The sequence below is a fragment of the uncultured Brachyspira sp. genome, assembly GCF_949287625.1.
Lineage (GTDB): Bacteria > Spirochaetota > Brachyspiria > Brachyspirales > Brachyspiraceae > Brachyspira.
On sequence record NZ_CASEGO010000110.1, the window covers coordinates 1 to 9,965 of the forward strand.

At 29.3% G+C, this 9,965-nt stretch carries 4 protein-coding genes, 1 pseudogene and 1 riboswitch; all 5 genes and pseudogenes read left to right on the forward strand.

All coding sequences use genetic code 11. From position 1 onward, the window contains the following. Positions 1-232: 232 nt before the first annotated feature. The 5 genes and pseudogenes from leuS to Q1X91_RS13365 all read left to right on the forward strand — a co-directional run bounded on the left by leuS (position 233) and on the right by Q1X91_RS13365 (position 9,875). Positions 233-2,794 carry a leucine--tRNA ligase gene (gene leuS, locus Q1X91_RS13345; protein ID WP_300758520.1) on the forward strand — a complete coding sequence of 854 codons (2,562 nt, stop codon included), beginning with the start codon at positions 233-235 and terminating at the stop codon, positions 2,792-2,794. Positions 2,795-3,682: 888 nt separating this feature from the next. Then, positions 3,683-4,931, forward strand: a pseudogene (locus Q1X91_RS13350) (NAD(P)-dependent alcohol dehydrogenase). Positions 4,932-5,212: 281 nt separating this feature from the next. Continuing rightward, positions 5,213-6,757 (forward strand): glutamine-hydrolyzing GMP synthase, encoded by a 1,545-nt coding sequence (gene guaA, locus Q1X91_RS13355; protein ID WP_300758522.1) that lies wholly within the window; start codon positions 5,213-5,215, stop codon positions 6,755-6,757. Between the two features lie 858 nt (positions 6,758-7,615). Next, a riboswitch (TPP riboswitch) is annotated at positions 7,616-7,737 on the forward strand. Positions 7,738-7,884: 147 nt separating this feature from the next. Further along, the gene (locus tag Q1X91_RS13360; RefSeq protein ID WP_300758524.1) at positions 7,885-9,492 is read left to right on the forward strand and encodes a peptide ABC transporter substrate-binding protein; all 1,608 of its coding nucleotides are present in this window, start codon (positions 7,885-7,887) and stop codon (positions 9,490-9,492) included. A 47-nt stretch (positions 9,493-9,539) separates the two neighbouring features. Further along, entirely contained in the window at positions 9,540-9,875 is a 336-nt protein-coding gene (locus Q1X91_RS13365) for a hypothetical protein (RefSeq protein WP_300758527.1), read from the forward strand. The last annotated feature ends 90 nt before the right edge of the window (positions 9,876-9,965 follow it).

Here is a 9,965-nt window from a genome sequence, read left to right on the forward strand (position 1 = left end):
ATAGGTATTCCTTTGGGGTTATTTATAGCAATTTAAATTATAAGGAATACCTTCTTTTTTTAAAATAAAAGTGTGCAATATCTATGGCTCTTAAACAATTTAAAATAATATTATCACTTGAAAAATATACCATTTTGCAATATAATTTTTGACATTAAAAATATGTAAACTAAATTTTAATATTTTAATAAAAATTAATAGTATCTATCAAACAAACTACGGAGTGTTAATCATGGAATATAATTTTACTACCATTGAAAAGAAATGGCAGAAATTCTGGAAAGATAATAATTCTTTCAAAACAGTATCTAAACCTACAGATAAAAAATATTATGTACTTGAAATGTTTCCTTATCCGTCTGGTAAAATGCATATGGGGCATGTTTCTAACTATACTATAGCCGACTCTATAGCTAGATACTATAGGCTTTTAGGATATGATATATTACATCCAATGGGCTGGGACGCTTTTGGTATGCCTGCAGAAAATGCTGCTATAGAACATAAAACTCACCCTGCAGAATGGACTTTAAAAAATATAGCTAATATGAAAGAGCAGCTAAACTTGCTTGGATATTCTTATGATTGGGATAGAGAAGTTACCACTTGTTTACCTGACTACTATAAATGGGGACAATGGTTTATATTAAAAATGTATGAGAAAGGACTTTTATACAGAAAAGGCGGAGATGTTAACTGGTGCGATCATTGTAATACAGTTCTTGCAAATGAACAGGTTACTCCAGAAGGCACTTGCTGGAGATGCGACGGAGAGGTTACTAAAAAGAAACTCGAACAATGGTATATAAAAGTTACTGATTATGCAGAACAATTAGATGCAGACTTAAAATTACTTGAAGGATACTGGCCTGATAATGTTATAGCTATGCAGAAAAACTGGATAGGAAGAAGTGTTGGTGCTTATGTTAATTTTACTTTAGATGACGGTAAAGATTTTCCTATATTTACAACTCGTCCAGACACTATTTATGGTGTTACTTATATGGCTATAGCTTGGAACTATGACGGACTTTTAGATATGTGTACTGATGAACAAAAAAGTGCAGTAGAAGAGTTCATAAAGAAATCTGCTAAAATAGATCAAAAAACGGATTATGAAAAAGAGGGTGTATTTACTGGAAGATATGTTATTAATCCTTTCAATAAAGAAAAAGCTCCTTTATACGCCGCTAATTTCGTTTTGGCTGAATACGGAAGCGGTGCTGTAATGGCTGTTCCTGCTCATGACCAAAGGGACTTTGAATTTGCTAAAAAATATAATATACCTGTAAAAGTAGTTATACAGAATGCTGATAATTCTTTGAAAGCTGAAAACATGACTGAAGCATATACTGAAGACGGAGTGGTTGTTAATTCAGATATTTTAAATGGGCTTTCTACAAGAGAAGCTATTAAAAAAGCTATAAGCTATGCATCAGAAAAAGGTTTCGGCAGCGAAAAAGTACAATACAAACTTAGAGACTGGCTTATATCAAGACAAAGATATTGGGGCAATCCTCTTCCTTTTGTACATTGTGAGAAATGCGGAATTGTTCCAGTGCCTGAAAGTGAACTTCCTATAACTCTTCCTATGGATATTGAGTTTACAGTTGGAGATAACCCTCTTAAAAAATCTGAATCATTTGTTAATACCACTTGTCCTAAATGCGGAGGCAAAGCAAAAAGAGAAACTGACACTATGGATACATTTACCTGCAGTTCTTGGTATTATGCAAGATACACTGATGCTCATAATGATAAAATGCCTTTTGACTCTGCTATAGCTAATGCTTGGCTTGGAGTGGATCAGTATATAGGAGGTATTGAACATGCTTGTATGCACCTTTTATATTCAAGATTCTGGTACAAGTTTATGAGAGATATAGGACTTATTAAAGGAGATGAACCTTTTAATAAACTTTTAACTCAAGGTATGGTTTTATCAAATAGCTATGAATCAAGAGAGTTAAAAAAATTCTATACTCAGGAAGAGATGAATAATAAAGCATATGAAAAAGACGGTATAAAAAAAGAAGACATTATAGTAAAAATGGAAAAGATGTCTAAATCAAAAGCTAATGGAGTTGATCCTGCTGAGATTATAGAGCTTTTCGGTGCTGATGCTGTTAGAATATTTGTTATGTTTGTTGCTCCGCCTGAAAAAGATAAAGAATGGTCTGATGAAGGTGTTAAAGGTTCTGCAAGATTTTTAAACAGAATTTGGAACTTATTTCTCAAATACAAAGATGAAGAAGCGTTCAAAAATAATAAATCATTTGATTATAATAACTTATCAAAAGAAGCAAAAAGTCTTTACAAAAAATATCATAAGACTATAAAAAAAGTTACAATAGATATTAAAGACAGATTCCATTTTAATACTGCAATTGCTGCTTTAATGGAGCTTTTAAATGATATGTCATCAATAAAATTAAACGGCGATGATGAATATGCTATGTTTAAAGAAGTCATAAGAGGATATTTAATACTTCTTAATCCTATAGCTCCTCATATAACAGAAGAGCTTTATCAGATACTAAACTTTGGTAAGATGATACTTGAAGAAAGCTGGGTTGAACATAATGAAGAGTACTGCAAAGACGATGTATTTGAATTAGTATTTCAAGTAAATGGAAAGATAAGAGACAGAGTAGAAGCTGATGTTAATATAAGCGAAGATGATGCTAAAACTCAGGCACTATCAAGCGAAAAAGTAAAACAATTTACAGACGGCAAAAACATTGTTAAAGTAGTTTATGTTAAAGGTAAACTTGTAAACATAGTAGTAAAATAAAAATATAATTACTAAAAAGAATATAAAAAGAGTATGGACTTAAAAAATCCGTACTCTTTTTTTAGATTTAATTACATCCCCGCCCTTTATTTTTTATTGTTTTATTTTCACATTTTCATTTTTATTATTTTTTATAGTCTAATTACAAATTAAGGCACCCACCCAAGCGTATATTAAATTAAAAAATATTCCTCTACACACGGTAAGCCGAATCTTATATATACTGAAAATTTTTAAGTTTGTCAATTTTTTTATTCAACTTTTTCCCGCCGCACGCCATACTTAACAGTACTTCCTTCGGTCGCAGGCGGACAGCGTCACAAAAGAAGTAGGGTCTGGCACGACTGTGTGCTTCGCAGCAAAGCCCCAGATATTAAAAAGAAAATATAATTTTATTTTTGACAAAATATAGTTGTTTAGGTATATATAATTATAACATAAATAATTTTTTATATTTTAAAATTTTATTTACATCCCCACCCTTTATATTTCATTGTTTTATTTTAACATTTTAATTTTTATTATTTTTATAGCCTGATTACAAATTAAGGCACCCACCCAAGCGTATATTAAATTTAAAAATATTCCTCTACGCACGTTAAGCTGAATTTTATATATAATCAGAATTATAATTCATAATTAGCTTATATCTATAATTCCGTTTAACGTGCGTTGCGAATACTTCAAATTTAAATAAAGCTAGGGCGGGCTTTATTGATAACAGTAAAAGTTTATAAATGATAAAATAACAATAATAACAAATAAAAACTATAATATAAAATGGGCGGGAGTTAGAATAAAATTTTATTAAAAAATTAATAGAAAAAATATTGACTCTGGAGTTTACTTTAATGATATAATTATATAAACTTATGAAGGAGATAAAAAATGAAAAAAGCTATATTAATAACTATACTATCAATATTGTGTGTAATGTCATGCAATAATTCATCAAATGCTCAAACAAGCATAAATACAGAAAATAATAATATATTACAAAGTCAAAATAATTCTTCAAATGCAATGTATAATCAGAATCTTAAAAAAACCCCTATTAATATACAAACCAATGCAAACGGAAGGGTAAAATCAAGAGGATTTGCAGCAGTTTCTGCCAATATGGATTTTAAATATCATGAGTTTACAAGGCATGCTGTCGGAGAAAATGATGTGCTAATAGAAATACTTTATGCTGGAATATGCCATAGTGATATACATGTAGTTGAAGGAAAATCAAGCAGTACTCCTTTAGTAGTAGGACATGAAATAGCAGACAGAGTTATACAAGTAGGGAGTAAAGTAACAAAGTTTAAAGTTGGTGATTTTGCTGGTGTGGGCTGTATGGTAAACTCATGCGGACAATGAGAGCTGTTTGGATAATTTAGAACAGTATTGTTTAAATAGAGCAGTTTATACTTACGGTTCAAGAGATAGATTCCATGGCAATGAGATAACTCAAGGCGGATACTCTGATAATATAGTAGTGTCTGAAAACTTTGCAATACTTATACCAGATAATGCCGAACTTGATAAAGTCGCTCCGCTTCTTTGTGCAGGTATTACCACTTATTCGCCTATAAAAGCTATGAATGTAAAAAAAGGAGAAAAAATAGGTATTGCAGGATTTGGCGGACTTGGGTCTATGGCTGTAAAATACGCTGTAAAACTAGGTGCTGAAGTAACAGTTTTTGACATCACAGAAGATAAAAGAGATGATGCTTTAAATATGGGAGCAGTAAAATATGTTAACGTAAATAATGCTGATGACTTAAAAAATGTTAATAATACTCTTAATTATATAATAAGTACCATACCAGCATATTATGATGTTAATATGTACATGCGTATGCTTAAAAGAGGAGGTACTATGTGTTTATTAGGACTTCCTAGAACTTCCAAAATGCCTACACTTACAGCTATGATAGGTCAGCATGGCAGTAAAAAATTATTTGGTTCATTGATAGGCGGAATAAAAGAAACTCAGGAAATGCTTAACTATTCTATAGAAAATAATATTTACCCTAGCGTAGAAATAATAAAAGCAGATGCTCAAACTATAAAAGAAGCATACAGAAAAGTTATAGACGGAAAAGTAAAATTCAGATATGTAATAGATATGCGTACTATAAATAAATAAAAATGATTTTGTACAATAAATATTAATAAAAAATAAAGTCTGCCCGTATAAATTTTTATATTTCTATTTTTAATAATTATTAATCTAGTACCTAAATAACTATGATTTGCAAAAAATTAACTTTTTGTAAATTATAGTGTTATAAGAATTTTCATTACAGAAAAATAACTTAGCTTGAGTAATTATTAAATATTATGATAACTATTAATTGAAATTTTATTATTTTGATATAATATTATTCAATTAATCATTAACGTATTCAAATAATAAAGAGGAAATATATGCAAAACAATATAGATAAAGTTTTAATACTAGATTTCGGCTCACAATTTACTCAGCTTATTACAAGAAGAATAAGGGAATTAAATGTTTATTCAGAGATTCACCCCTTTCATGTTTCGATAGATTTTATAAAAGAATTTGATCCTAAAGCGATAATACTTTCCGGAGGTCCTTCTAGTGTATATGAAGAAGATGCCCCTAAAATTGATAAAGCATTATTTGAATTAGGTATTCCAATACTTGGTATATGCTACGGTATGCAGATAATAGTATATTCTATGGGAGGAAAAGTTGAAAGTGCAGAAAAACGCGAATATGGAAAAGCAGAAATAGAAATTACTAATCATGAAAGTATATTCAAATCATTTGACAAAAAAAATATAGTATGGATGAGTCATGGAGATAGCATTAAATCTATACCAGAAGGTTTTGAACTTATAGCAAAAACCCCTAATACAGAACTTGCTGCTATAGAAAATAAACAAAAAAATATCTATGCTATACAGTTTCACCCAGAGGTTGTTCATACAGAAAACGGTATAAAAATTATAGAAAATTTCCTTTTTAATATTTGTAAATGCGAAAAAAATTGGAATATGGGCTCTTTTATAGAGTATGAGATAAAAAGAATAAAAGAAAAAGTAGGAGATAAAAATGTAATACTTGGTCTTTCTGGAGGAGTTGATTCTTCAGTGGCTGCTGTATTAATAGAAAAAGCTATAGGAAAGCAGTTAAAATGCATATTTGTAAATAACGGACTTTTAAGAAAAGATGAAGACAAAAAAGTAGTAGAAGTATTCAGAGACAATTTTAATATTGATTTGATATATGTTGATGCTTCAAAGAGATTTTTGGACAAATTAGCAGATATTACAGACCCAGAGCAAAAAAGAAAAATAATAGGTCATGAATTTGTAAATGTATTTAATGATGAAGCTAAAAAGATAGAAAATGTAGGATTTTTAGCACAGGGTACTCTTTATCCAGATGTAATAGAGAGTGTATCATTAAGGGGAAGCTCAGCAGTTATAAAAAGCCATCATAATGTAGGCGGACTTCCAAAAGATATGAAATTTGAACTTTTAGAGCCTTTCAGAGAATTATTCAAAGATGAAGTTAGAGAGATAGGTTTAGAATTAAAATTACCAGAAGATATAGTATACAGACAGCCTTTTCCCGGACCTGGTCTGGCCGTTAGAATACTTGGAGACATTACAGAGGAGCGGGTAAAAATACTTCAGGAAGCTGATGATATAGTGGTAGATGAAATAAAAAAGGCAGGACTTTACAGAAAATTATGGCAGTCATTTGCAGTTCTTCTTCCAGTAAAAAGTGTTGGAGTTATGGGAGACGGCAGAACGTATGAACAGGTTTGTGCAGTTAGAGCAGTAGAAAGTGTTGATGCCATGACTGCTGACTGGGCTAAAATTGATTATAATGTATTAGGTATAATATCAAACAGAATAATAAATGAAGTTAAAGGTATTAACCGTGTTGTTTATGATATATCCTCAAAACCGCCTGCAACAATAGAATGGGAATAAAAAATAAAATAAACTTTACGGAGCTGTTATTTTTTAATAGCTCCATTTTTTATATATAAAACTTCTTTTAATACCAATTTATAATAATAATTTTGAATTATATTTATTGAAAGTTTAAATAAACTTGAAATTTATCATACATATATTTTGATTTATTAGGGACTTTAATAAATGCAATTTAATTCATCTAGTAATATATAAAGCAAATTTTTTATATAACTCATAAGAACCGCCTACTCTAATATACAATATAATAAACTTATTTTTATTTAATATTTTTATATATACTGGAATGATTTCATTTTGTCAACGGATGTACATTATATAGAATTATCAACTTTTTTGCCGCACACACCATACCTAACGGTACTTCCTTCGGTCGCAGGCGGAAAGACGTCATAAAAGAACTGGGGTTGCCGAAGGCACGCAGAGCGGGCACGACTGTGAAGCCCTGCAAATATTTTAAATTTAAAAAATTAATTTTTTGACAAACTATAGTTGTTTAGATATATATTGTAAAAATAAACTATTAAAAAGAGTTTATAGTCCAGCTACAAAGATACATGTGTGTAGATAGTAATTAGTACAATGATGTAGTTAAAATATATATAACTATAAACAAAAAATAATTTTATGACTTTTATAATCAGGAATTAATTTTAGAAAAAGCTAATCAAAAATTAAGAAAATATAATAATTTTTTGCAACTATAAACTCATATACTCTGCTTTAAATTATAGTACTCATATGCTATCATTCAAGAAATTAACTAATACTTAAATACAATATCTCTAACTACTATGCAAAATAAAAAAACAAAATGTCTTGATAAAAATATAAGAATGCTGTATCATTTTTAGTATAAAATCGGGGAGCTTGAAAAGGCTGAGAGGAAGTTTACATAATATTTTGTTATTAAAACTTCGACCCTTATAACCTGTTTGGGTAATGCCAGCGTAGGGAATTATCTCTTTTATATAATTTCTTAAAATTAATAAAATGGGACCTTTTCTAAAGTTGGTCTTGTTTTATTAAAAAATATCAAGCAAGACTAAAAATTTCAATAAAACAAAACAAACGGCGTTATAAAAATCTCTATTTTTATTTATAATCTAAAGGAGCTTTTTATGACTTCAGCACAAAAATTTTTTATTCTATTATTTTTATTTGTATCATTCATATCTTGTAAAAAACAAACAAAAAATATCAAAGATGAAATCACTGTAAATTTGGGATATGAACTCAATACTATAGACCCAGCCTTAAATGACGAAACTTACGGATATATTTATATTAATCATGCCTTTGAGGGACTTCTTAATAAAGATATAAACGGCAATATTGTAGGAGGCGTTGCTGAAAGTTTTGATATAAGCGATGACAAACTAACATACACATTTCATTTGAGAGATAATGCTAAATGGAGCGATGGTAAAAAAGTAACAGCTGATGATTTTTTATATTCTTATAGAAGAGCAGCAGATCCGAAAACAGCTTCACCATTGAGCTATTTAATTGAATATATAAAAAATGCTAAAGACATAATAAGAGCCAAACAAAGTGTAGAAAATCTAGGAGTTAAAGCAGTAGATGAAAATACATTAGTAATAGAACTAGAAGAGCCTACAATATATTTTACTGATTTACTTGCATCAGGAGGCGTATATATGCCTGTAAGAAAAGATATAATAGAAAAATACGGAGATGATTGGACTTGGAATCCTAATACTTATATAGGTAATGGTGCTTATAAAATGACAGAAAGAAAACCTGATGAAAAAATAGTTTTCGAAATTAATACTAATTATTGGAATTATACAAATCAAATTGCTAAAAAAATAAATTTTGTTTTGATAGCCGATGAATATATTTCACTTAATGCTGTAAGAACAGGAGATGTTGATTTTTCTATAAATGCTCCTCCTATAGGAGAGATAGAAAACCTTATAAAAGAAAATCTAATGGCAGTAAGCGATATTATAGGCACTTATTATATAGACTTAAATACTAAAGATAAAACACTGTCTGATAAAAGAGTAAGAAAAGCATTATCACTAGCAATAGACAGAAACTATATAGTATCAAATATAGGATATGGTAAATTAATAGCTGCAGAGGCATTTGTACCTCCAGCAGTAAAAGGACTTGAAAAATCATTCAGAGAAGAAAGCAGTAATTATATAATAGCGAATAATTATAATCAAAATGTTGAAGAGGCAAGAAAATTATTAGCTGAAGCAGGATACCCAAACGGAGAAAACTTTCCTATATTAGAGTTAAAAGTATCATCAGGATTTTATACTACAGTTATGGAAGCAGTACAGCAAATGTGGAAAGAAGCACTTAATATAGAAGCGGCTGTAAGAACAGAAGAATCAAAAATAACTTTGCCTTTTAGAGAATCTGGAAATTATCAAATGGCAAGAACAAGCTGGACAGGCGATTATAATGATCCTCTTACTATGCTTCAGATTATGACAAGCGACAGCGATATAAATTACGGAGGCTTTTCTAATGAAAGATACGATTCTTTAATAGATTTTGCTATTACTGCCACAAATGCAGAGAAGCGAATGGAGGCATTAAAAGAAGCAGAAGCAATACTTTTTGAAGAAGTACCTATTATACCTTTTATATATAGAACTGACTTTTTAGTAGTTAATCCTAAATTAAAAAATTATATTGATGAGCCTTTGGGCAGATATAAGTTTAACTACGCATATATAGAAGAATAATATTTAAAAATTTAATAACTAATAATTTATCACAAAAGGAGAATAAAATGAAATTTTCAGAAATGGTTTGGAAAAAAAATGAAAATCTATATAAAAAAATAATTGATATGCCATTTAATAAAGAACTTATGGAAGGAACTTTGAATAAAGAAAAATTTGCCTATTACATAGAACAAGACAGTCTATATTTAAAATACTACTCTAAAGTATTAGCAACAATATCCTCAAAAATAAATAATAATGCAGATTATGCTATTGCTTTTTTAAAATCATCTATGAATGCCTATATAGTAGAAGAAGAAATTGTACATAAATATTTCAGAGACACTTTTAAATTAAAAAATACAAATAAAATTACAACTGCAAATCTAGGTTATACCTAAACAAATATAGTTTGTCAATTTTCAAACAGATGAAAATTCTCTGCTAATGCTATTGATAGTTCTTTTTTCCACTTATTACTTTTATTTCTA

What these genes read in the sequence shown, in the direction of transcription:
- leuS (WP_300758520.1), top strand. Translation starts at nt 233, where the DNA reads ATGGAATATAATTTTACTACCATTGAAAAGAAATGGCAGAAATTCTGG.
- guaA (WP_300758522.1), top strand. Translation starts at nt 5,213, where the DNA reads ATGCAAAACAATATAGATAAAGTTTTAATACTAGATTTCGGCTCACAA.
- Q1X91_RS13360 (WP_300758524.1), top strand. Translation starts at nt 7,885, where the DNA reads ATGACTTCAGCACAAAAATTTTTTATTCTATTATTTTTATTTGTATCA.
- Q1X91_RS13365 (WP_300758527.1), top strand. Translation starts at nt 9,540, where the DNA reads ATGAAATTTTCAGAAATGGTTTGGAAAAAAAATGAAAATCTATATAAA.